24 protein-coding genes are annotated in these 23301 nt (G+C 27.4%); 12 read left to right on the top strand and 12 right to left on the bottom strand.

Annotated elements, in window-relative coordinates; all coding sequences use genetic code 11:
* The first annotated feature begins 94 nt into the window (after positions 1–94).
* The 5 genes from ACTCCZ_RS03590 to ACTCCZ_RS03570 all read left to right on the top strand — a co-directional run bounded on the left by ACTCCZ_RS03590 (position 95) and on the right by ACTCCZ_RS03570 (position 4870).
* A complete protein-coding gene (locus ACTCCZ_RS03590; RefSeq protein WP_322853524.1) occupies positions 95–1018 on the top strand; it encodes an AEC family transporter in 924 nt (307 codons plus the stop codon).
* Complete coding sequence (asnB, locus tag ACTCCZ_RS03585) at positions 1018–2796, top strand: asparagine synthase (glutamine-hydrolyzing) (RefSeq protein WP_079578105.1); 1779 nt, start codon at positions 1018–1020, stop codon at positions 2794–2796. Before ACTCCZ_RS03590 ends, asnB begins: the two co-directional genes overlap by 1 nt.
* A gap of 62 nt (positions 2797–2858) precedes the next feature.
* A complete protein-coding gene (locus ACTCCZ_RS03580; protein ID WP_079578104.1) occupies positions 2859–3161 on the top strand; it encodes a hypothetical protein in 303 nt (100 codons plus the stop codon).
* Positions 3161–3784, top strand: a complete 624-nt coding sequence (gene bluB / locus ACTCCZ_RS03575; RefSeq protein ID WP_079578103.1) for a 5,6-dimethylbenzimidazole synthase — start codon at positions 3161–3163, stop codon at positions 3782–3784. Before ACTCCZ_RS03580 ends, bluB begins: the two co-directional genes overlap by 1 nt.
* Positions 3785–3802: 18 nt before the next feature.
* Positions 3803–4870: a TRAP transporter substrate-binding protein gene (locus tag ACTCCZ_RS03570; protein WP_079578102.1), complete on the top strand. Its 1068-nt coding sequence runs from the start codon at positions 3803–3805 to the stop codon at positions 4868–4870.
* Positions 4871–4929: 59 nt separating this feature from the next.
* On the opposite strand, the gene ACTCCZ_RS03565 is transcribed toward ACTCCZ_RS03570, so the two are convergent.
* From ACTCCZ_RS03565 to rsmA, 10 genes are all read right to left on the bottom strand, one after another.
* Complete coding sequence (locus ACTCCZ_RS03565) at positions 4930–6747, bottom strand: methyl-accepting chemotaxis protein (RefSeq protein WP_079578101.1); 1818 nt, start codon at positions 6745–6747, stop codon at positions 4930–4932.
* Positions 6748–6861: 114 nt separating this feature from the next.
* The gene (locus ACTCCZ_RS03560) at positions 6862–7341 is read right to left on the bottom strand and encodes a hypothetical protein (RefSeq protein WP_196778262.1); all 480 of its coding nucleotides are present in this window, start codon (positions 7339–7341) and stop codon (positions 6862–6864) included.
* Positions 7342–7370: 29 nt separating this feature from the next.
* On the bottom strand, positions 7371–8297 hold the full coding sequence (locus ACTCCZ_RS03555) for a D-2-hydroxyacid dehydrogenase (RefSeq protein WP_079578100.1): 927 nt from the start codon (positions 8295–8297) through the stop codon (positions 7371–7373).
* A 68-nt stretch (positions 8298–8365) separates the two neighbouring features.
* Entirely contained in the window at positions 8366–9775 is a 1410-nt protein-coding gene (locus ACTCCZ_RS03550; RefSeq protein ID WP_196778261.1) for a PhoH family protein, read from the bottom strand.
* Positions 9772–10293, bottom strand: a complete 522-nt coding sequence (gene hemJ / locus ACTCCZ_RS03545; RefSeq protein WP_196778263.1) for a protoporphyrinogen oxidase HemJ — start codon at positions 10291–10293, stop codon at positions 9772–9774. Before hemJ ends, ACTCCZ_RS03550 begins: the two co-directional genes overlap by 4 nt.
* A gap of 11 nt (positions 10294–10304) precedes the next feature.
* Positions 10305–11489 (bottom strand): replication-associated recombination protein A, encoded by a 1185-nt coding sequence (locus ACTCCZ_RS03540; RefSeq protein ID WP_079578151.1) that lies wholly within the window; start codon positions 11487–11489, stop codon positions 10305–10307.
* A complete protein-coding gene (locus ACTCCZ_RS03535; RefSeq protein WP_079578098.1) occupies positions 11482–12288 on the bottom strand; it encodes a pseudouridine synthase in 807 nt (268 codons plus the stop codon). The genes ACTCCZ_RS03540 and ACTCCZ_RS03535 overlap by 8 nt, the downstream gene beginning before the upstream one ends.
* 8 nt (positions 12289–12296) lie before the next feature.
* Positions 12297–13259 (bottom strand): KpsF/GutQ family sugar-phosphate isomerase, encoded by a 963-nt coding sequence (locus ACTCCZ_RS03530; RefSeq protein ID WP_079578097.1) that lies wholly within the window; start codon positions 13257–13259, stop codon positions 12297–12299.
* A gap of 9 nt (positions 13260–13268) precedes the next feature.
* Complete coding sequence (locus tag ACTCCZ_RS03525; protein ID WP_228145312.1) at positions 13269–15248, bottom strand: ribonuclease J; 1980 nt, start codon at positions 15246–15248, stop codon at positions 13269–13271.
* Entirely contained in the window at positions 15220–16029 is an 810-nt protein-coding gene (gene rsmA / locus ACTCCZ_RS03520; RefSeq protein WP_079578096.1) for a 16S rRNA (adenine(1518)-N(6)/adenine(1519)-N(6))-dimethyltransferase RsmA, read from the bottom strand. Before rsmA ends, ACTCCZ_RS03525 begins: the two co-directional genes overlap by 29 nt.
* Positions 16030–16102: 73 nt before the next feature.
* Between rsmA and hisF the strand changes: the two genes are divergently transcribed.
* From hisF to gltX, 5 genes are all read left to right on the top strand, one after another.
* Positions 16103–16864 (top strand): imidazole glycerol phosphate synthase subunit HisF, encoded by a 762-nt coding sequence (gene hisF, locus ACTCCZ_RS03515; protein WP_079578095.1) that lies wholly within the window; start codon positions 16103–16105, stop codon positions 16862–16864.
* Between the two features lies 1 nt (position 16865).
* Complete coding sequence (locus ACTCCZ_RS03510; RefSeq protein WP_079578094.1) at positions 16866–17546, top strand: SIMPL domain-containing protein; 681 nt, start codon at positions 16866–16868, stop codon at positions 17544–17546.
* Positions 17543–18079, top strand: coding sequence for a phosphorylase family protein (locus ACTCCZ_RS03505; protein ID WP_079578093.1), 537 nt, complete (start codon positions 17543–17545; stop codon positions 18077–18079). The genes ACTCCZ_RS03510 and ACTCCZ_RS03505 overlap by 4 nt, the downstream gene beginning before the upstream one ends.
* Before the next feature lie 464 nt (positions 18080–18543).
* Entirely contained in the window at positions 18544–19611 is a 1068-nt protein-coding gene (gene rlmN, locus ACTCCZ_RS03500; protein ID WP_079578092.1) for a dual-specificity RNA methyltransferase RlmN, read from the top strand.
* Between the two features lie 87 nt (positions 19612–19698).
* The gene (gene gltX, locus ACTCCZ_RS03495; RefSeq protein WP_079578091.1) at positions 19699–21099 is read left to right on the top strand and encodes a glutamate--tRNA ligase; all 1401 of its coding nucleotides are present in this window, start codon (positions 19699–19701) and stop codon (positions 21097–21099) included.
* 24 nt (positions 21100–21123) lie between these two features.
* Here gltX and ACTCCZ_RS03490 read toward each other — a convergent pair whose 3' ends face one another.
* Entirely contained in the window at positions 21124–21471 is a 348-nt protein-coding gene (locus ACTCCZ_RS03490; RefSeq protein WP_079578090.1) for a winged helix-turn-helix transcriptional regulator, read from the bottom strand.
* A gap of 110 nt (positions 21472–21581) precedes the next feature.
* On the opposite strand from ACTCCZ_RS03490, the gene ACTCCZ_RS03485 reads away from it, so the two are divergent.
* Complete coding sequence (locus tag ACTCCZ_RS03485; protein WP_079578089.1) at positions 21582–22559, top strand: YhdH/YhfP family quinone oxidoreductase; 978 nt, start codon at positions 21582–21584, stop codon at positions 22557–22559.
* A 10-nt stretch (positions 22560–22569) separates the two neighbouring features.
* Here ACTCCZ_RS03485 and ACTCCZ_RS03480 read toward each other — a convergent pair whose 3' ends face one another.
* On the bottom strand, positions 22570–22938 hold the full coding sequence (locus ACTCCZ_RS03480; RefSeq protein ID WP_079578088.1) for a winged helix-turn-helix transcriptional regulator: 369 nt from the start codon (positions 22936–22938) through the stop codon (positions 22570–22572).
* A gap of 153 nt (positions 22939–23091) precedes the next feature.
* Here ACTCCZ_RS03480 and ACTCCZ_RS03475 point away from each other — a divergent pair.
* Positions 23092–23301, top strand: a 210-nt coding sequence (locus ACTCCZ_RS03475; protein WP_463187147.1) for a thioredoxin family protein, incomplete at its 3' end; no start/stop codon positions are given.

The following is a 23301-nucleotide window of genomic DNA, read 5'->3' as shown; positions in this document are numbered from 1 at the left end:
CGGCATATACCAAAACTAATAACTTCTACTAAAAAATTATATTTTTACTTTTTATTTGTTTATGATAAAATAACACTTATCATTTTATAAAGGTATCTTCATTCAAACTTTAATTTCAGTACTTCCTGTTTATTCTTTTATAGTAATTGGACTAATTTTAAAAAAAAGTTTTAAAGAAAAAATCGATGAAAAAAGCTATGTAATTTTATCTTTTTATTTTTTACAACCAATTTTAATATTTTGGGGGCTTACAAAATCTCCTATTGATTATGCATTTGTAATGTCACCAATTATCTATTTATATGCAGTTTTAAGTGTTGTATTCTTTTTAATAATATTCTCAAAAAAAATATTTACAGATTCAAAAGATAGAACTATATTTATTGCTGTTTCATTAGTGGGTAATACTGGAAATATTGGTGTTCCATTAGGGATTGCTTTATTTGGTGAACAATCTGTTCCTTACACAAGTATTATAAATATTGCAAATATGTTTTTTATTTATATTTTTAGTATATATTTCTTTGCAAAAGACTCTTTTACACTAAAAAAATCAATCTATTCAATCTTAAAACTTCCTGGACTTTGGGTTGCTTTTTTTGCTATTGCTATAAACTATTTTAATGTTCCTATTCATAAAGATATTTCAAGAACTCTTGAAATGGGAGCATATGCTTCGATGGTTATTCAATTAATTATATTTGGTGTATATTTAAGTGAAGTAAAAATAAGAACAATGAATTGGAAACTATCACTTAATATTTCTTTGGTAAAACACTTTATACTTCCTGCTGTTGGAATCTTTTTTGTTTTACAAAGCGATTTAAGCTCATATGTGGCCTCTGTGGTCTTAATGCAACTAATGATACCTCTTGCTGTAAATAACGTTAATTTAGCTGCTTTATATAACTGTAAACCCTATGATGTAACTGCAAGTATATTAGTCTCTACAATTATTTTTTCTTTACTCTTATATTTTTATATTTTTATAATCAAATATTTCTTAGGAGATTTTTAATGTGTGGAATATTAGGTGCAAACTTTACAAACGATAAATTCAAAAATGCAATCAAATATATAGAGAATAGAGGACCAGATTTTCAAGCTATTAGGTCATTTAATAACAATACTTTTGCCCACACAAGACTTTCAATTATTGATTTGGACAATGAAGCAAATCAACCTATGGTTTTTGATGAGATTGTAATAGTTTTTAATGGAGAGATTTATAATTATCAAGAGTTAATAAAAGAGCATGATTTAAAATGTAAAACCAAATCTGATACAGAGGTTATTATAAGGCTTTATCAAAAATATGAAAAAGATTTTTTAAACTACTTAAATGGAATGTTTAGTTTTTGTATTTATAATATAAAGCAAAATAGCTTTTTTTGCGCAAGGGACAGATATGGTAAAAAACCTTTTTTCTACTACTTTGCAAATAATAAATTCATTTTCTCTTCTTCAATAAAAGCTATCTTAGAACTTTTAGATAAAAAACCAAAATTAAATAAAGTTGCTTTATCACAATATATGCAATATTTCGTAAGTTTAGATGATAATACTTTTTATCAAGATATTAAAAAACTTGAAGCATCAAGTTATCTTTTATTAAAAGATGATAATTTACAAATTAAGAAGTATTATAAGATTAATACATATAAAGAAATAAAAGATGAACAAACAGCTTTAAAAGATATAGAAGAGCTTTTATTTAAGAGTGTTGAGGCTAGACTAACATCAGATGTAGAAGTTGGCTCACTTTTAAGTGGAGGTATTGACAGTTCACTTATTTCTGCACTATATACTAAAATTTCTGGCAAAAAAATAAATACATTTAGCATAGGCTATGATGAATACAAAAATTATAGCGAATTAGAGTATGCAAATATCACTGCAAAACATATAGGCTCAAATCATCACCCTTTGATTATCTCTCAAAAAGATTTTATAAATAGCTTTGAAGATACATTAGAAGCTTTAGAAGAACCTCACGCAGATAGTGCAGCAGTCCCTTTGTATATACTAACAAAGAAAATTAAACAAATGGGAATAAAAACTGTTTTAAGTGGTGAGGGTAGTGATGAGATATTTTTAGGTTATGATAATTATGCAAAGTTTTTAAAATATTATGAGTTTGAAAAGACATTAGATAAAAGTCAAACACAATTTTTAAATAGCATAATCTCTGCTTTACAAAATAATACAAAAGAGAGTGAGTATTTAAGAAGAATTATAAAAAAAGAGAATCTTTATAATGGTTTTGGAGAAGTATTTACATCTATTCAGAAAAAAAAGCTATTTAAAAAGGTACCCACTTTTAAAAGTGAAACAGCAAAAAAAGATCCAGTTGACTGGATGAGTTATACGGATTTAAAAGTTTGGCTAGGGCAGGGCTTATTAAGTAAAGTTGATAGAATTTCTATGGCTAATTCTTTAGAAGTTAGAACTCCCTTTTTAGATTTTAATTTGGTAAACTATTTATTTAGTGTGGATTCAAATATAAAAGTAGGGGACACAAACAAATATTTACTTAAGAAAATTGCTTCAAAATATATACCACAAACAATCATAAATAGAACAAAAAAAGGATTTAATTCACCCTTTAATGAATGGATTCAAAATGAGTACAAAGATGAAGTTTTAAATCTAATTTTAAGAGTAAATAAACAAACAGAACTTTTTAATGATGAGTACATAAAACAGATTTATGATTTGGCAAAAAATAGAAAGTTCAAACAACACTTATGGTCTTTATTTATATTTTCAAAATGGTTTGAAAAAGAGTATTTATAAATCATATATTTTTAAATCATTATTGGATATGATTTTAGAAGCTAAACTATGCGAGGGAAAAAATGAATATACTAATTCCAGTAGATTGTAACAAAAGACATGAAGCTATTATAAGTGCCATTGAAGATTCTAAATATTGGGCTTATATTGATCTTGATGAGGGAAGAATAGTAAACTGCGACTTTTTTAAAGATAGAAAAGAAGCAAATTGCTGGATTGATCACATTATTGTAATAAATGAAACTGATTATATAGTTGATTTTAAACAAAAAAACATATCTGTTTTAAGTGTGGATACTCAAAAAAGTATTGATGAAATTATTGAATCTTTTTTACTTAATAAACTAAAACCTATTAAATATTAATGTTAAAGTTTAATAAAAAAGATTTAAATACTCTAAATAAGATTATTAGCTCAAGAAGAGATGTTAGAGGTAATAATTTTATAAATAAAAAAGTATCTAATAAAAAATTAAATATTATTTTAGAATCTGCTTTAAAAGCACCATCTGTTGGCTATTCACAGCCTTGGCACTTTAAAATTATTGAAGATAAAAACCTTAAAGATAAAGTATATAATCAATTTGAAACAAGTTACAAAAAAAGCTTTAAAAAGTTTGAAAATAGACCACTTTATAAAAAACTAAAACTTGAGGGAATAAAAGAATCACCTATAAATATTGCAGTTTTTTATAAAAAACCTAAAAAAGAGATACTTGGTCAAACATATATGAAAAAAAGTGGTGAGTACTCTGTTGTTTGTGCTATATGCAATATGTGGTTAACAGCTAGGGCTTTAAACTTAGGTCTTGGTTGGGTATCTATTGTAAAGCCAAAGAAAATAAGAAAACTACTAAATGTTTCAAAAGAGTATAAACTAATTGGCTATTTATGTATTGGATATACAAAGGATTTTTTAAAAGAGCCAGAACTTAAAACCATAGGATGGGAAAAGAAAAAAAGTCTAAAAGAGTCTATTCTAAAATAATTTTTTTAAGGGAGAAAAATGAAAAAATTAATTGGAAAATTAGGTGTAATATCTGTTTTACTAATAGTAATGAGTACAACAGTATTTGCAAAACAAAGAGTTTATAAACTTAAAATGGCTACTACTTGGGGTAAGACTGCAAGCCCTTTAATTGATACTTCAATTAAAATGGCTAATTTAGCAAAAATTATGTCAAATGGTCAACTTGATATTAGAGTTGATAGTGCAAATAAGCATAAATCGCCTTTGGGTATTTTAGATATGGTTAAAGCAGGGCAGTATGATATTGGACATAGTGCTTCATACTATTGGAAGGGTAAAGATATAAATACTTTACCTTTTACTTCAATGCCATTTGGAATGACAGCTGCTGAACAGTATGCTTGGTTTTATCATGGTGGTGGATTAGAACTAATGCAAAAAACTTACAAGATTCATAAAGTATTATCTTTTCCAGGTGGAAATACAGGTGTTCAAATGGGAGGTTGGTTTAAAAAAGAGATTAAATCTGTAGAAGATTTAAAAGGTCTTAAAATTAGAATTCCAGGCTTTGCAGGAGAAATTATGGCAAAAGCAGGGGCTTTAGTTACAAATATTGCACCGGGTGAACTTTATACAGCTTTTGAAAGAAATACAATTGATGCATTAGAGTGGGTTGGTCCATCAATGGATATTAATATGGGATTTCATAAAGTTGCCAAGTATTATTATACAGGTTGGCATGAACCAGCTTCTGAATTACAATTTATTGTTAATAAAAGAGCTTATAAAAAACTACCAAAAAACTTACAAGAGGTTTTAGTCTTAGCATTTAAGCTTGCAGCTTATGATATGTATATTCAAAATTATGATATGAATGCAAAAGCTTGGCAAAAAATGAAAAAAGAGCATCCTCAAATAAAAGTCAAAAGCTTTCCAGAAGATGTAAAGCAACTATTAAAAGATGCAAATAAAAAGCTAAGAAAAAGTATGGCAGAAAAATCACCTCTTTTAAAAGAGATTTTTAAATCACAAGAAGATTATATGAAAACTATTAGAGAGTGGACAATTATTTCTGATTATCAATACATAAAAGATAACATATAACTTATTTTAAGCCCAATTTACATTTATTGGGCTTTGATATAAATTCTATTTTTGGCTTACTACTTATTTTTACCTATAAAATTTTTACTTTTAGTTTCATAAACTATTGTAGTTGCTAACTTTTCAGAAAAAATTGCTATTTCTTGTACTTGTGAGGCAATAGTTGCATTTTTTTGTGTCTTTTGATCAAGTTCATTTATTACATTATTTATTTGAATAATACCTCTTTCTTGTTCTTTACTTGAAGTAGAAACATCTTCAATAATATTTAAAGTTTGCTCAATATTCTCATTTAAACTCTCATATCCATTTATCATGTTACTTGAAATCTCTTTTCCATCATTTGCTTTAATTGTTGCATGTTCTACTAATGCTTTTATCTCTTTTGCTGCTTGTGCTGATCTTGTTGCTAAGTTTCTAACTTCACCTGCAACTACTGCAAAACCTTTACCTAGCTCTCCTGCAGTTGCTGCTTCTACTGCTGCATTTAATGATAATATATTTGTTTGAAAAGCAATTTGGTCAATTACTGTAATTGAGTTATTTATTAAATTAACTTGCTCATTAATTTCATCCATTGATATACTTGTTTTTAAAGCAAGCTCTTTACCATCTTTCGTAGATAAGCTTACTTTTCTAGCTAAATTTGTCATATCATTCATTTTTTGTGTATTATTTTTTACATTAGAAGTGATTTGCTCTAATGCAGCAGTTGTTTCTTCAAGATTTGTTGCTGTTTTTATTGAGCTTTCATTTAATACATCCACATTTTTTAGTAAGTCATCTGAACTATTTTTTAATTCAACTCCTCTTTTTGTACTTTCAACTAGCATCTTTGAAATAGATTCGCCTAATGAATCAATACCATTTAATAAGCTTTGAATTTCACCTTGTGCGTTAATTGATGTTTTTTGAGTAAAATCTTCTTGCTTATATTTATTAAGCGTTATAGATGCATGTTCTACGATATCAGCTAAAGTATCTAGCATGCTATTTAACGCATTTACTAGCTCTTTTACAGATTTACTTGAACTAGTTTTTGTAACTCTTGTGCTTAAATTACCTTTTTTTATCTCATTTACTACATGATTTACATCATTTATAACTAAAGTATCTTCAAGATGATCTTTTTCTATTTTACTAATATATTCATTAAAATATTTTGCAATTTGGGCTGTTTCATCTTTTGTTTTTATCTCTATTTTAATATCTTTGTTAGATGAATCTGTAAGCTTCTTCATAGCATCTTTTAATATTTCTAGTGGAGATATAATGCTTTTTGAAAGAAGAATATTAAATATAAGTATTATTATAGAAAAAATTGACATTAATACAATTACAGTTATTATTGATTGTTTTATTGTATTATGAAAATTCTTTTGTGCCATGTCAGAATTTTTTTTGATTATCTTTAATATATCAATAATAGTAAACTTTAAGTTTCTCCATGCTTTAAGAGATTTTTTCATATCATCTTTTTCTAATGCATGATTATCAATTACTTTTTTATTTAAAGTCTTTGATATAAGTAAAAAATCAATTACTTTTTGTTCAAACTCTATGTACAATGAGTTATTTATTTTTTTGAACTCATTTGCAGCTTTTTCAGTATTTTTAATTGCATTTTGCATAGTATTTTTTGCTTTTTTTGAGTTTGGGTTTTGAAAAACTACGCCAGAAGATGAATTATATAAAAGTCCATTAATATATATTGCATTTAAAGTTTCATTTTGTTTTGCAATAGCTAATGAGTTTATATACTCCCTTGATAAAGAGTTCAATATGTTATAAATAATAACACCTGCTATTAATAAACTAAATATTATTAGTGCACTATTTAGTTTAAGCTTTAGCATTATTGAAAGTTTATTTAGCATGACTATCCTTATGGTTTAATATAAGTATTTATAATACAAAATTATACTTAAAATATAACTTTATATTATTATTTTAATCTAAGTGCTTGTAATAAACTTTCAATATTTAATAAATTAATCCCAAAAATCTTTTAGTGATTCATCATTTTTTTCAATAGGTCGCTCTTCAATATAGACTTCTTCAAGTACATCTTGAGTATCATTATCTAAAGAATTACTAAAGTTTATATTATCAATATCTTCAAATGCTTTTTTTAGTTCATTTTCATCAATTTCTTCTATTGATGTTTTTGGATTATTTATTATTTTATGAATTTTAGTTTCAGAAGGAGCTTTAGTTTCACTATTACTTTCTACTTCTTTATCAATTTTAGGCATAATTTTTTCTTTGCTTGTAGTTTTCAACTGCATGTACTCTTGCATTAACTTTTCATAAGTTTCAAAATCAAGCAACATAAAACTTGGCTTTCCATCTCTTAGAATTATTGCCTTTTCAATTTCATGTTTATTTATTTTTTCAAATATCATTTTACTTTTTCTAATTAACTCAGTTGAAGAGAACATCTCTTTAGATGTATATTGTAAATAGTTCATTTATACTCCAATACAAATTAAAATATGTATTATTTTATGTATTCAGATATGTTATTAATAATCATATCAACAAGTCTTTTTCTAGCTTCAATTGATGCCCATCCAATATGTGGAGTTAATGCTAGTCTGTTTTTATTTTCTACTTTTAATAAGGGTGAGTCTTCTTCTATAGGTTCTTTTGATACTACATCAATACCACAATATAGCTCTTTTGAATCAATTATATTTGCAAGGTCAGCTTCATTTATTATTCCACCTCTACCTAAATTCATTAGTATTGCACCATCTTTAATCAAATTTAAATTTGATTTATTAAGCAAATTAGTAGTTGTTTCATTTAAAGGACAATGAATAGAAATAATATCAGATTCTTTAAGCAAAGAGTCTAAACTTTTACTTTCATAGTTTGTATTATTATTCTTACCACTTGTTGAATAATAACTTACATTACAAGAAAAAGATTTTGCTATTTTTGCAACATTTTCTCCAATATTACCTAATCCAATTATTCCCCAATTTTTGTCTTTTAATTCATAAAATGGTTTGTCTATATGTGTGAAAATATCTGACTTTTCCCAATTTCCTTTATTTACATATGAAGTATAGTAATTTAATTGTTGGATAAAATGAAATACATAAGAAAATGTTAATTGTGTTACACTATCAGTTGAATATCCTGCAACATTTTTAACTTCAATTCCTTTAACTTTAGCGTATTCAAGGTCAACATTGTTCATTCCTGTTGCTGCAATACAAACTAACTTAAGAGTTGAATTATCCATTATTTTTCTATCTATTACAACTTTATTTGTAATAACAATATCTGCATCTTTTACTCTAGTTAGTGTTTCAGTTGGTTTTGTAGTATCATAAACTACTACTTCACCAAACTTATTAAACTCATCTAAAGATATGTCAAAACCTAATGTAGCTCTATCTAAAAATACTATTTTCATTGTGTACACCTTTACATATTTTATTATGTAAAGGTATCTAAATATTGCTAAATATAATTTAAAATGATTTATTTGTGCTTAGAACTAAAAATTTGTTCAGCCCATTCAGTAATTGGACCTCGTAGAACTTTTTCTAATTTTATAGCAAAAGGTTTTACTAAATCACTTTCATTTTTAGTAGATTTTAAAAGTGTTGTAAGTGCATTTGTATGCTTATTTACATAAAAATTGTCAATTTGCTTATTACTTCCTAAGATTACAACTTTACAGCTATTATCGACTCTTGAAAGTACCATTTGCATGGTTTTATTTGACATATTCTGAGCTTCATCAATTATAACAAATGCATTTGATAAGGTTCTACCTCTCATTTCACCTACCCACATAGTCTCAATACTATAATTTTGAATAAGTTGTTCAATTCGTGCATTTACCTCTACATCATCAAGCTCATCATACTGAAAATTCTTTTTGTTTGATTTCTTTTTGTGTTCACTTCTTATAATATAATCTAAACTATCCATTAAAGGATGATTATATATTTTAAACTTTTCTTCAAAACCTGGTAAATAACCAATATCTTCGCCTTTGTCTAATGACTCAATTGAGTTTCTTATATATATTATTCTTTGAAAATATTTTTGTCTAACTAGCTTTAATGCACCACTTAATGCTAATAAGGTTTTACCACTTCCTGCTTTTGCCTCAACTATTAAAACATTAAAGTAATGTTTTAATATTGCATTTGAGAAAAATAATTGTTCTTTATTTAAAGGTGTAATTATTTGATTTCTTATTTCTGTCTCATCTAATATAATGATTTTTTTATTTTGAATACAAGCTAATAGTACTTGATCTGAACCCTTAACTTTAAAACAATAAGCAAAATTATGTACTTTATGTTCTTCATCATAATCAAAAATAGAGGAGTTATTAATAGTTTCTAGCTGTTCAAATTTTATTGTAATTGTTTTTATAAATTCATAATCAAACTCTTTTTCACTAGTTCCAAGTAAAGAATCAGTCTTAATATCCATAGAAACAGCTCTTGTTCTTGCCATAATATCTAAAGATAAAAAATCAGACTCACATGTATAATGGCTCTCTACAAATTTTGCAACTTCAAGAATTTTTCTATCATTTATGATATTTGGTGCAACATTTTTTATATTTATTAAATACTCTTCTTTTGAAATAACATCAATAGTTGCTTCAAATATATCAAAAACTTTAATTGTAACAATTTTAAAATCTGCTACTTTTTTGCTTTGGATAATTTGTGAATTTTCTAAAACTCTTGCAAACTCTCTTGCTTGAAAGTTAATCTCATCAAATCCACTCTTTTTAGAATCAATCTCATCTAAAACTGTTTCAGGAAGAACTATTAAATTTTTATTTTCATCACTTAATTTGAAGATATTTTTTGCATCTTCAAGTAAAATATTAGTATCTAGGGTATAAACTTTTTCAAATATCATGATTCATCTTTTGGTTTTTGTCTTAATACTTTATAGATAATAAAAGCGCCAAAGAGTAGTGTAATAAGAGTAAATAGTAAAGAAAAAGTTTTTACTACTACATATCCTACTATTAAAATAGAAAGTACAGTTGGCACTTCATTATATGCTCTAAAGAAATTACCACTTTTTGGATATATACCTTTTTCTAATCTTTTTCTAAAATACTCCATTGAAAAAGAGTATGCTACTAAAAGTCCAGCAAAAAACAGCTTCGCAAAAAGCCATGGATCATTAAAATCAAGCATCTCTGGTCTTAAATATATCATAAGTAGACCACTTATTACTGTAGCCCACATAGCAGGAAGACCAATATACTTGTACATTTTATACTCTTGGATTTTTACAACTTCAACAAAGTCTGGTTTATTTTTATGTTCTGTATGATATACATACAATCTTGGCTGATAAAAAAGCATTGCCATCCATGACATCATTGCCATAATATGAAATATTACTATCCATAAATAGTACTGCATTAAAAAATCCATTAATTCATTCCTTTTATTTTTTTTAGCCATTCATTTAAAGTTTTTTCATATGCAATATTACTTGAACTATAATAGTTTACTGGCTCATTTAAATACTCTTGTTCTACCCATCCACCAAAATCATGGGGATATTTGTATCCTTTATGAAAAGAGTCAATGTGTTTTGGTATTTCTAAAATTCTACCATCTTTTATATCAGCCAATGCTTTATTAATAGCATTGTAAGCACTATTTGATTTTGGACAAGATGCTAAATAAATAGCACACTGTCCTAATATTATTCTAGCTTCTGGATATCCTATTTTATTGCAAGCTTGCATTGTACTTACTGCAAGATTTAAAGCATTTGGATTTGCATTTCCTATATCTTCACTTGCAAAGATAACCATTCTTCGAGTTATAAAGTCAACACTTTCACCACCATTTATTAATCTTCCTAAGTAATAAAGTGCTGCATCTACATCTGAACCTCGTAATGACTTTATCATAGCACTTGCAAGGTCATAATGACTATTGCTTGAACTAACTCCATCACCAATTACATTTGAGCGTAACTCTTTTAAAGTTTCAAAGCTTATGTTATTTTCTATTTTAGAGGCAAAATTAAGCAAATTAAGCATTGCCCTTGCATCACCACTACTTGAAGCGATTAAATACTCTCTAGCCTCTTTACTTAGCGTTATATCACTACTATTTAATGCTGTTTGAATTATTCCATCTAATTCAATATTTGTTAAGGGTTTAAACTCATATAAAAAAGATCTAGAACGAATAGCAGAGGTTAGGGTGAAAAACGGATTTTCTGTACTTGCACCAATAATTATAGCTTGATAACTCTCCATTATTGGTAGTAATACTTCTTGTTGATTTTTTGATAATCTATGTACTTCATCTATAAATACAATAGGTTTAATTAGTGAATTTTTATATTTATCAAAAACTTTTCTTAATTCATCTATTTTTATTGTAGTTGCATTAAAGTAGTAGTAATCACTATTAATGTGTTTTGCAATTATTTTTGCAAGGGTAGTTTTTCCAGTTCCTGGCTTCCCATAAAAAAATAGGTGAGGAATCTCTTTTTTTATCAAAAGCTTATATAAGGCTTTGTCTTTGCCAATAATGTGAGATTGACCAACAAAGCTTTCTAAGGTTGTTGGTCTTAATTGGTTGGATAAATCAATCATCATCGCTATTTAAATATTTTCTTAAGTTTCTATACTCTTCTTTATTTAAGTATCTGCTTTTTCCTGTTGGCAAGTTATTCAATGAAATACCGCCAAACTCTAATCTTTTTAAATCCATAACATTTAGTCCAAAGTGTCCAAAGAATCTTCTTAATTCTCTATTTTTCCCCTCACTAATTGCTACTTTTAATTTTGAAAAATTATTGTTTGCAGAAAGGATTTGATATGCAACAAAAGGTGCGAAAGTCATAGATTTTATTTTTGATTTTTCGTGAGCACCTTCACTTGCATCATCTAACTCTAAACCTTCCAACATTGCTTTTTCTACTTTATGGTCAACTTCACCATCAACTTTAAGTTTATAAATTCTTTCTAAATTTGAATGCATTAATTTATTTACTACATCTACACTATCAGAAAGTAAAATTACACCCTCACTAGCATAGTCTAATCTTCCAATTGGTAAAAAGTGTTTATATTTTTTACCTAATGTATCATAAATAGTTTTTCTTCCTTGAGGATCACTTTTTGTTACTAGTTCACCTTTTGGTTTATTATAAACTATAACTGTGTACATTCTATTTTTATCAGCTTTAATAACTTTTTTATCAATTTTTACAAGATTATTTTCTGATACTTTAGTTGCAAGATTTGTTACAACTTTGCCATCAATTGATACTCTTCCTTCTTCAATAATTTTATCTGCTTCTCTTCTTGAGTATGTACTATTGTGAGAAAGAAACTTATTTAATCTTACTAAATCTTCACTCTGTTTTGTGATATTTTTTTCTTTAGCCATGGTTTTCCTTATTTTATGCCTGCTTCAATTAAATCATGAATATGTAAAACTCCAACTAGCTTTTCTTCATCATCAACAACTATTAGAAGTTGTATCTTATAATCTTCTATAATTTGTAAAGCATCACTTGCTAAAATATTTTTATCATTTATAACTTTTGGGTTCATTGTTGCAACTTTTTCTATTGCACAATCAATTGAGAAATCTTTATTCATAAGAGCTCTTCTTAAATCTCCATCACTAAGAAGTGCTATTACTTTTTCATTTTCATCAATTATAATTACACTTCCGATTCTTCCCTCACTCATAGTTACAATTGCATCTTTTAGTTTTGTTTCACGTGAAACTACAGGTAAAGTATCTTTTCTTAATAAGTCATCAACTTTTATAAAAAGTTTTTTACCTAAACTTCCACCAGGATGAAATGAAGCAAAATCTTCTTTTTTAAAATCTCTTTTTTTCATAAGACATACTGCTAAAACATCTCCCATTGCCATTGTTAATGTTGTAGAAGAGGTTGGGGCTGTGTCTAAAGGACAGGCTTCTTTTGTAACATTTATATTTAAAAAGAAGTCTGCATATTTTCCAAGTGTTGAGTTTTTATTTTTTGCCATTGCAATTAAAGGAATGTCAAATCTTTTTAAATGGGGAAGAATTTGAATTAATTCTTCACTCTCTCCACTATAAGAAATCCCTAAAACAATATCATCTTTTCCTATCATTCCTAAATCGCCATGCATTGCTTCTGTTGGATGCAGGAAAAATGAACTAGTTCCAGTACTAGCTAGTGTTGCTGCTATTTTACTTCCCACTAATCCAGATTTACCTACACCTGTTACTATTAACTTTCCTTTTGAATTTACAATCAAATCAACTAATTTCTCAAAATCAAAATCAAGATTTTTTGCAGCTAATTCTAACTCTTTTGCTTCTGTTAATAGTACTTCTTTTGCAAGCTCTTTATAATTCATCTTTTATCCTTACTGAACGATTAATGTAGGTACAATCATTGGATATTTTTTATATTTTCTAAAACAATGTTTTCTTACTACTTTTCTAATTTCGTCTTCTAAAATTTTATTATTTTTAAATATTCCTGGTTTTGCATTTTTAAGAGCAATTAATAAAATATCTTCTATCTCTTTTGCAAAAAATCTATCTTGTTTATTTGGAACCAAACCAAATGAAGTAACTCTAGGTTTTTGAGCTAATGTTCTATCATCTTCATTTACTTGTGCAACAATCATAACCACACCTTCATTTGCCATTGTTTGTCTATCAATTACAATATCATCTGCGATTTTATTATTTAACTGATTGTCAATATAGACTTTACCAGTTTTTACAGTTTTTACTTTTTTAAGATATTTTGGAGTAACTTCAACTTGTTCCCCATCACTCATAATATATAAGTTTCTTTCTAAAACTCCACACTCTACACCAGTTTCACCATGTTTTAATGCATGGTTATACTCACCATGAACAGGCATGAAGAATTTTGGTTTAATAAGTCTTAACATAAGTTTTTGTTCTTCTTGTGCAGCATGTCCAGAAACATGAATATCACTAAAATCTTTATATGCAACTTTTGCTCCAGCTTTTAATAAATGATTCATAATACCTGATACACTAGCTTCATTTCCAGGAATAGCTTTTGCAGATAAAATAACTTGATCTGTAGGCTTTATTTTAATGTGTCTGTGTTCATGAATAGACATTCTATAAAGTGCACTCATTGGTTCACCTTGACTTCCTGTTGTTACAATAAGAACTTCATTATCATTGTACTTATTAACTTCATGTGGATCAATAAAAGCTTCTTTAGGAAATTTTATATAACCTAATGTCATTGCTAAATCAAGATTTTTCTCCATTGATCTTCCAATAATACAAATCTTTCTATTATGCTTAATTCCTCTATCAATTGCTTGAGATATTCTATGAACATTTGATGAGAATGTTGACATAATAACTCTACCTTTAGCAGTTGCGAAAATTCTATCAAATGTAGGACCAACAGTTTTTTCAGATTTAGTAAAACCAGGAGAGTGTGAATTTGTTGAATCACTAGTAAGAAGTAAAACTCCTTGTTCCCCATAATGTGCTAATCTATGTAAGTCCGTTGGATATCCATCAATTGGTGTATGGTCAATTTTAAAATCACCTGTATGAATAATAGTTCCAGCTTCTGTTTTTACAGCAATTGATGATGAATCAATAATTGAGTGAGTAATATGCATCCATTCAACTTCAAATTCACCAATTTTTATTGGAGTTCTTTTTTGTATTGCTCTAAAGAATTTTCTATGTTCTCTCATTTTATGTTCATCAAATTTTGAACCAATCATCTCTAATGGCAATGATGTTCCATAAACAGGAAATTGCATCTCTTTAAATAAATATGGCATTGCACCAATATGATCTTCATGACCATGAGTAATTACTATTCCTGCGATTTTATTTTTGATTTCTCTAATATAAGTAAAATCTGGAATCAAAATATCAACTCCGTGCATATCATCATCAGGGAAACTCATACCAACATCAACAATAATTGCACAGTTTTCAGTTTCAATAACCATCATATTTCCACCAATTTCACCTAATCCACCAAGTGGAGTTATTCTTACTTTGGCATTTGTATTTAGATTTAATTTATAGTGTGGATTTAATCTATCTCTATGAATTTTTTCATTGATTAAGTGTGCTTTCTTAAGATCACTTATCCAACCATCACCTTTTTGAAATTTTGGTCTTGGTTTTCTTTTTCTTTGGTTATTGTTATTTATATTTTTTTTGTTGTCTTCTTCTGTAGAAGTACTAGCTTTTTCTGTACTGTTTTTTGTAGTTGTTGAAGTAGGTTTATTATTACTTCTTGGCCTTGTATTCGTTGAACTTTTTTGTTGTTGCTTAGGATTATGCTGTTCTACTTTATCCTCTTGAACTTTTTTCTCTTCCATTTTTAACCTTTGTATACATTTGGCTATACAAAGATGCGCTAACTTCATGAGGTCTTTTATTATCACTTATATCAAGTTCATTAAAGATTTGAGAAAGTTCTGACTTTTCTACAACAGTGGATAAGTTTTTTGAAAGTTTTTTTCTTGGCTGTGAAAAACAGGCTTTTAAAAACTTTTTAAAATCACTATTTAAAGAACTAGTCATGTTCTTTTTCAAATATAAAATCGAAGAAACAACCTTTGGAGCAGGGTTGAATGAATCTGGTGATACATCAAAAAGTATCTTCGAATCTTTTGTTAACAATTGTGAAATAATACCTAAAGAAGAGTACTCTTTTTCATTTACTTGTGCAGTAAATTTTACTGCTACTTCTTTTTGTATCATTACTATTATATGCTCACAATTAGTATCTTCTAACGCTCTTAATATAATGTTTGTTGCGATATAGTAGGGTAAATTTGCTATTAAGTCATATTTACCCTCATGTAACGTCTTTTGGCTCTCCCAAGTTTTTAGTACATCTGTATGTACTAAATCTAGCTTGTTACTATCTATTTCGTCTTTAAATTTAGACCTTAAAACACCAATTAAATCAGTGTCTACTTCATAAGCAGTCATATCTTTGTACTTGACTAATTTTTCTGTCAAATCACCTAAGCCAGGCCCAATCTCAACAATGTGATTTTCATTGTTGGGCATCGCTTGGATGATTCCGTTTAAAACAGCTTTATCGATTAAAAAGTTTTGTCCGTATTTTTTTTTAGCTTTAATATTTTCCATAAGCAGATATTATATCTAATTTTAACTTACAATTAGATAATATTTTTCACTATTAAAATTAAGGAAAGAATAATTGAGTAATTTTGCAAAAAGAATTATACCTTGTTTAGATGTAAAAGATGGAAGAGTTGTAAAAGGCGTAAATTTTGTTGGACTAAAAGATGCTGGTGATCCTGTAGAAGTTGCTAAACGATATAATAATGAAGGAGCAGATGAGATAACTTTCCTTGATATAACTGCAAGTCATGAGAATAGAGACACAATTGTTGATATTGTAAAAGATGTTGCAAAAGAGGTTTTTATTCCATTAACAGTTGGTGGAGGTATAAGAAAACTTGAAGATATATATAAACTACTAAATGTAGGTTGTGATAAAGTATCAATTAATTCATCAGCTGTTAATAATCCAGATTTCATAAATGAAAGTGCAAAAAGATTTGGTACACAATGTATTGTTGTAGCTATTGATGTGAAAAAGGTTCAGGATGGTTCATATCGTGTTTTTGTAAAAGGTGGAAGAGAAGATACAGGACTTGATGCAGTAAAGTGGGCTAAAGAGGTCTATAGTAGAGGTGCTGGAGAGATACTTCTAACATCAATGGATACAGATGGTGCTAAAACTGGATTTGAACTTAATATTACTCAACAAATTTCATCTGTAGTTGATATTCCAGTTATTGCAAGTGGTGGTGCTGGAACAATGGAGCATATTAAAGATGCTTTTAATTGTGGTGCAAGTGCTGCTTTAGCTGCATCTATATTTCATTATAAAGAGATAGATATCATGGATTTAAAACACTACTTAAAAGAGAATAACATTCCCGTAAGGATATAAAATGAATAGATTTCTAAAATGTGCAGTATTATCTTCTGTACTTCCGTTATCGCTTTTGTCATATGAAATTGACTTTTCAAAAACTTTTACAAAAAAATTAATACCTGATATTTTAAATTCAGATATTAAGTTAGTTGTAGAGTTAGATAGTGAAAAAAAAGTTTCTTCAAAACTTGAAAAGTTTAACAACTACATCAAAGATATGAATTATGTAGAAAAAAACCTTGGTACTTTTAACATAAGACCTAGATATAAATATAAAAGTAATACTCCACATATAGATGGGTATATTGGAGAGATAAAATATGGTATTGAATCAAATGATCCAAAAAAGATTAGTAAGTTTATCAATGGCTTAATTGATTTAAAAAACCATAGAGATACTTCTATAATTGTTTCAAACTTATCATGGAAGGTTAAAGATACTTCAGCAAATATTGCCATTGATCTTTTAAGATATGAATCAATAACTTGGATAGAGAAGTATGCAAAAAATTTATCTACTGATTTGAAAAAAAAATGTGAAGTAAAAAATATAAATATACACTCTTTGCAAAACTCTTATTATAGAGGAAGTGAAGTAATGTATAGTGCTAAATCATCTGATACTTCAATTTCTGTGCCACAACAAACAGCGAAGAATATAAAAATGAGTGTTAATTACAAATTGGAGTGCAAATGATTATTTGTGCAGGTAGAAATGAAACTTTTAAGTTCGCTGAGCCAATGGGTGTAGGATTAATAGAAATGTCAATCAACCTAACAAGAAAATGCCTTTTTGACAAACCAGATTTTATACTTTTTGTTGGAAGTGCAGGTTCTTATGGAGAGCACAATATTTTTGATATAATTGAGTCAAAAAGAGCAGCAAATATTGAGCTATCTTTTTTACAAAACAATTCATATACTCCACTTGATAATGTACTAGAATCTGAAAATAAATTTGTTAGAAATGATACAATTGTAAATAGTTCAAACTATATCTCTTCAAATTTTTCTTTAAGTAAAAAGTTTAATGCTTACGGTATTGGAGTTGAAAATATGGAATTTTTTGCAGTATTGCAAGTTGCAAAAGAGTTTGAAATTCCTGTAGGTGGAATATTTGTAGTTACAAATTATACTAATGAAACTGCCCATGAAGATTTTCTAAAAAATCATAAAGAGGCTATGTCTAAACTTACTAATTCATTAATTGAAAAAAATATTATAAAATAATCGTAGTAAAATAACTACGATTATTTTAAATTCTTAACTACATGATTACAAAGCATTACACCTTTAAAATTTAAAAAACTAACTATTTGCTTTTTCATTACGATGTTTCATGTGAAACATATTTAGCAATTTATGTAAACTTTTTAAAAATTTTATTAAACTAAAAGATTTTCAATTATAGAAAATTTATATATTTTATATAACTATGTTTATTAAAACTTTATTATATTAATACTATTTTATAGCTGTTTTATTAATAGACTTTATTTTTTCTTTATCATTTTAATAAATACTTTATTAAAGAAAAAACTCTATTTCATTTCAGTGTTTCACGTGAAACAATTATTAAACTTTACAACATATATATTAAATATTATAGTAAAAAATTTATTTTATTAAAAGCAGAAATAGAGTAGAAAAAGAGTATACTTACGCTTTAGAATAGATGTAAATGAAAGGTAATAATGCAATCAATATATGACTTTACATTAGATGAGTTGAAAGAAGAATTAAAACCTTCTTTTAGGGCAAAACAAGTTTATAATTGGATATATAAAAAATATGCTTCATCATATGATGAAATGAAAAATATACCAAATGATTTAAAAGAACAATTAAAAGAAAATTATGCTTTAGATATTATGAAAATAGTAAAAAAAGAGCAGAGTTTAGATGGAAGTATAAAATATCTTTTTCAACTACATGATGGCTTAACAGTTGAGGCTGTTTTACTTTTAATGAAAAAGAAAAAAATTAATGAAGATGGCAAGATAGAAAGAAGTGAGAAATATACTGTTTGCATCTCTTCACAAGTTGGATGCAAAGTAGGGTGTACATTTTGCCTAACAGCAAAAGGTGGTTTCGTAAGAAATTTAACAGTTGGAGAGTATATTGCACAAATTGTAAATATCAAAAGAGATAACAATATAGCTGAAAATAAATCACTTAATATTGTTTATATGGGTATGGGTGAACCACTTGATAATTATAAGAATTTTGTAAAAGCAGTTAAAGTTTTTAGTGAACTTGATGGACTTGCAATAAGTAGAAGAAGACAAACAGTTTCTACATCTGGAATAAGTAGTAAAATAGAAAAGTTAGGTAAAGAAGATTTAGGAATTCAACTTGCTATTTCTTTACATGCAGTTGATGATAAATTAAGAAGTGAATTAATTCCTATGAACAAAGCATACAATATAGAAAGTATTATAAATGCTGTTAGAAACTTTCCAGTTGATGCAAGAAAAAAAGTAATGTTTGAATATCTTGTAATTAAAGATAAAAATGATGATATAAAATCTGCTGATAAACTATTGAAATTACTAAATGGTATCAAAGCAAAAGTAAATTTAATCTATTTTAATCCATATCCAGGTACACCATATCAAAGACCAGAAAGTAAAGATATGGTAAAATTCCAAGAATATTTAATAAATAAAGGATTGCTTTGCACTATTAGAGAATCAAAAGGTCTTGATATCTCAGCAGCATGTGGTCAATTAAAAGAAAAGGAATCAAATGGAAATTCTTGATATTGTAATGATAGTATTTATATGTATAGTTGCAATAGTCTCAGCAATTGGATTTTTTAGAAGTTATAAAAATAAGGATGGAAAATAATGGCAATTACAAGATTTGCTCCAAGCCCAACAGGATATCTACATATTGGTGGATTAAGAACGGCTTTATATAACTATTTATGGGCAAGAAAAACAAATGGTGAATTTAGATTACGAATAGAAGATACAGACACTCAAAGAAATAATGATGATGCTATGAAAGCAATACTTGAAGCTTTTGAGTGGGTTGGTTTAAGTTATGATGGAGAAGTAGAGTATCAATCAAAAAGAATGGATATTTATAAAAAATATATTCAACAACTTTTAGATGAAGGAAAAGCTTACTATTGTTATATGAGTAAAGATGAGCTTGAAGCTTTAAGAGAAAAGCAAATGGCAAATAAACAGACTCCAAGATATGATGGAAGATACAGAGACTTTACAGGAACACCTCCAAGTGGTATTGAGCCAGTAGTAAGAATAAAAGCTCCACTTGAGGGAAAAATCACTTTTGTAGATGGCGTAAAGTCAATCATGAATATAAACTGCAATGAAGTAGATGATTTTATTATTGCAAGAAGCAATGGCAATCCAACTTATAATTTTGTTGTTGCAATTGATGATGCACTAATGGGTATGACTGATGTAATTAGAGGAGATGACCATTTAACTAATACTGCAAAACAGATTATTATTTATGAAGCTTTAGGTTTTGATATTCCTAAATTTTTCCATGTTCCTATGATTAATAATCCACAAGGGAAAAAACTTTCTAAAAGAGATGGTGCTATGGATGTAATGGAATATAAAAGACAAGGATATTTACCAGAAGCATTATTAAACTTTTTAGTAAGACTTGGATGGTCTAATAAAGACCAAGAAATATTCTCAATGGAAGAGATGCTTGAGCTATTTGATCCTTCAAATATAAATAAGTCTGCATCATCTTATAATCAAGAAAAACTTCTATGGCTAAATTCACACTATATAAAAAATATATCAAATGATAGATTAGCAAAAGAGTTAGAGTTTTTTGATTGTCACTTACAAGGACATGATAAAAAAGAGATGATTTTAGATTTATCAAAAGAGAGAGCACAAACATTAGTAGAATTAAAAAATGCAATAGATATTATAATAAATAGACCAAGTCAATATGAAGAAAAAGGTGTAAAAAAATTCATAAAAGAAGATACTTCAAAGTTTATGGATGCATACTTAAAAACTTTAGAAGAGAAAAAAGACTCACTACATTTAGCTTGTGATTATGAAGATATTACTAAACCTTTTATAAAAGAGTTTGAGCTAAAATTTCCACAACTATTCCAACCAATTAGAATAGCACTTACAGGTGGAACACAAGCACCTTCTGTTTATGATATCATGGCAATACTTGGATATGATGAAGTAAATTTAAGAATTAGAACAGCACTAGATAAAAACTTTAATAAAGAAGCTTAATAAAGAAAGAATAAAGAGTTTATTTTATAACTCTTTACTCTTTTTATGCTTTTCTCCCCAAAAATATAACTGTTTTAAAATTGGTTTTAAACTCTTACCATATTCACTTAATGAGTACTCAACTTTTGGAGGTACTTGGGGATAAACAACTCTAGTAATAATACCATCTAACTCTAGCTCTTTTAATTTTTGGGATAACATTTTTTGTGTAATTTTTGGCATTTGTCTTTGCAATTCATTAAATCTTTTTGTATCTCTTCTTAAATACCAAAGTATCAAAATCTTCCATTTTCCATCTATTACATCCAATGCTATTTCAACTGGACACTTCTCATCTTCTTTATCAATTATTAAATCAATATCTTTACTCATAAAACCCTCATTAGTATCTTTTTTGAAACTATATATCTTTTGTGTAAGCTCTTGTGCTTCTTATTTATTTTAGCTAAACTTTTTTAAACTATTAAAAAAAAGGAAAATTAATGAGAGCATTTGTAGTAGAAAAAATAGAAGATAAAAAGTTTATTAGTTCTGTAAAAGATATTGATATTCCAAAAATAGAAAAAGATGAAGTATTAGTAAAAGCCTCTTACTCTTCTTTAAACTTCAAAGATGCATTAAGCTCTATTGGAAATAAAGGAGTTACAAAAGTTTTTCCTCATGTAACTGGTATTGATGTGTCAGGTGAAGTTGTAGAATCAAATAATTCAAATTTTAAAAAAGGTGATAAAGTAGTTGCCACTGGATATGATTTAGGTATGAATACAGATGGAGGACATCAAGAGTATGTAAAAATACCAGCTTCATGGCTTATTAAAATTCCTAAAGGACTTGATGAAAAAGAGATTATGATATATGGAACTGCTGGATTAACAGCAGCACTTAGTATAAACGAACTACAAGAAAACTCAATAAATAGTGGTAAAGTATTAGTTACAGGTGCAACAGGTGGAGTTGGAAGTATTGCTGTAGTAATCTTAGCAAAACTTGGATATGAAGTAGTTACAATAACAGGTAAAAAAGATAAAATAGAGTATTTAAAATCTTTAGGAGCTAATGAAGTAATATTAAGAGAAGATTTTGATATTTCAAATAAAAAACCAATGTTAAGTGAAGTTTATGATGCAGTAGTTGATACAGTAGGAGGGGAATATCTAGCCCATGCATTAAAACAGATAAAACATAGTGGAGTTGCAACTTGTTGTGGATTAACATCTTCACATGAGTTAAATACAAATGTATTCCCTTTTATTTTAAGAGGAGTAAGACTTATAGGAATTGATTCAGTTGAAATTCCATTAGAGAAAAAAGAAAAAATCTGGGGAAAAATAGCAAAAGAGTATAAAAATTCTAATTTAGAAAAACTTACAAGCCAAATTACTCTAGATGAAATTAAAGATGCATATGAGAAAATATTAACTTCAAAAGCTACTGGAAGATATCTAGTAAAAATAGATTAAACTTAAAAGTTTAATCTATTACACAATTTGCATCTTCATCAAATCTTAATCCAATTTCATTATCAACAGCATACTCTTTACCCCAATCATGCAGATCATACAAAATTGGAATTAATTTCTCACCAGCTTTTGTTAATTTATATTCAACTTTAGGAGGTACTTGAGGATAAACAATTCTTTGAACAATTCCTACTTCTTCTAATTCTCTTAATTGCTGTGTTAGCATTTTTTGAGAAATATTTGGAATTAATCTTTTTAATTCTCCATTTCTTTTAACATCTTTTTTTAAAGCCCAAAGAACCATACCTTTCCATTTTCCACCAATTATATCAGTTGCCAATTGAAAAAAACAGTTATATTTTTTGTTGTTAGATTCCATAAAAAGCCTTTATAGTTTTTATAAGTTTACTAATATTAGCTTTAATAGTTACTTAAAGGTTACTATGAAACTAAAAAGTACATACTTGACAAAAAGTATCTAAACAGATAAAATTTCGCCAAATTAATAAATAAAAATAATAAGGAAAATAATATGGGAAAATATATTGAATTAACACAAGAGAACTTTGAAAGTACAGTAGCAAATGGTGTATCATTAGTAGATTTTTGGGCTCCATGGTGTGGACCTTGTAGAATGCTAGCACCAGTAATTGAAGAGTTAGGTGAAGAGTTTGATGGAAAAGCAAATATTTGTAAAGTAAACACTGATGAGCAACAAGACTTAGCAGTTAAATATGGAATT

The organism is Malaciobacter sp. (assembly GCF_055140965.1).
Note: the sequence above shows the minus strand (reverse complement) of the source record. Positions and strands in the feature narration are given on the sequence as shown.